Below are 1632 nucleotides of genomic sequence, written 5' to 3'. Positions count from 1 at the left end.
GCTGGTCGGGCACGATCTGGTGCAGCAGCTGGGTCTGGGCCGGGGTGAGCCGGCCCGACTTGACGGCGAGCGAGTACAGCATCGCGGCGGTGAAGTGGTGCATGGAGACGGCCGCGACCAGCGAGGGCGAGACCGCGCCGAGGGCCAGCTGCACCCGCAGTGCCTCCAGCGGGGCCGCGCCGTGGCCGCCGTACGACTCGGGTATCAGCAGGCCCACACCGCCGTGGATGCGGAACAGGTCGATCACCGGACTTCCGGGTTTCTCCCGCTGCTCGTAAGGGAGTTGCTCCAGTTCCTTGAGCAGTCCGGGGTGGAACCGCTCGCACACGGTCCGGGCGACATCGAGGGAACGCACGGGAAAACCTCCGAGGACGGGGTGGGTTCAGGCGCCGAAGACCGCGTCGTACGGGCTGACGTCGCGGGCGATGCTGACCCCCTGGACGTGGGAGGTCTTGAGCATCGGGTAGTTGGCCTCGCCGAACGCGCCGCCGGTGCGGCCGGTGCCGCCGTGACTCGGCAGATAGGGCAGGAAGCCGATGTGCGAGTCGTTGACCTTCAGCAGACCGCCGTTGACGGTGCGGCGCACGAACGTCTCGACCACGTGGTCGGAGCGCGACCACAGCGAGTTACGCAGCCCGTAGTCGTTGCTGTTGACGAACTGAAGGAACGATTCGAGCAGGGCGTCGTCATGATCGCGCTCGGCGACCACGATCGGGACCAGCGGGAAGAAGGTCTCCTCGCGGACCACGTCGTACGTCCGTGCCCGGTCCAGGCCGTCCACCCGTACCACCGTCGGCNNCGTGCCGTCCACCTCGGTGCGATGGCCGCCGGTGACCAGCTCGGCACCGTTGTCCAGCGCCTGCCGCAGCAGCCGGAAGAAGCGCTCGCTGCGCCGCACCGGCGACAGCAGCACGTCCTCCTCCTCGGGCAGGCCCGGCTTGATGCCCTTGACCTGCTCCTTGACCTCGGCGATCAGCGCCTCGGCGACATCCGGGTGGGCCAGCACGTAGTTGGGGACCATGCAGATCTGCCCGGAGCCGTAGAACGCCTCCGTGATCGCCTCGGCCGCCCACTTCACGTCGGCGTCCTTCCACACCACGATGCCGTCGTTGCCGGCGAGTTCGAGGATCGGCTTCTTGCCGTGGGCGACGCACTGCTGCTCGAAGCGCAGGCCCTCCTGGCTGCCGCCGATGTAGAAGATGTCGTTGATCAGCGGGTCCGCGATCCAGCGGTCCATGGTCTGCTTCGGGTTGGAGCAGACCGCGTTGAGCACGCCGGGCGGGGCGTCGAACTCCTCCAGCAGCGGGGCGACGATGTCGCGCAGCAGCCACATGGTGGAGAGCGCGATGCTGCGGGGGGCCCGCACGACCACCGCGTTGCCGGCCATCAGCGCCAGCACGCACAGCGCGGCACTGGGCAGCGGGGCGTTCTGCGGCGGGTTGAAGGCGACCACACCGTCGGGCTGGCGGTGGAGGATCAGCCGGCGGCCGTTGTACTCCTTCTCGACCCGCATCTGCTTGTCGTACCAGCGCAGCGAGCCGGGAGCGTAGATCTGGAGCAGGCAGCTCAGCTCCCAGCGAGCGAGCTTGACGGGGTGGGACTCGGCGACCAGCATCCGCAGGAACTCGTCCT

At 68.9% G+C, this 1632-nt stretch carries 2 protein-coding genes; both read right to left on the bottom strand.

What is annotated here, in order from left to right; translation table 11 throughout:
* Positions 1 to 355: acyl-CoA dehydrogenase family protein (locus tag CCN72_RS41105; protein ID WP_244174638.1), on the bottom strand; the 355-nt coding region annotated here is incomplete at its 3' end.
* 27 nt (positions 356 to 382) lie between these two features.
* Positions 383 to 1632, bottom strand: a 1250-nt coding sequence (locus CCN72_RS35320) for an aldehyde dehydrogenase family protein (RefSeq protein WP_086812453.1), incomplete at its 5' end; no start/stop codon positions are given.

The sequence above is a fragment of the Streptomyces murinus genome (assembly GCF_002154555.1).
Taxonomy (GTDB): domain Bacteria; phylum Actinomycetota; class Actinomycetes; order Streptomycetales; family Streptomycetaceae; genus Streptomyces; species Streptomyces murinus.
The sequence above is the reverse complement of the archived record's forward strand: the minus strand, read 5'-3'. Positions and strand labels throughout refer to the sequence as shown.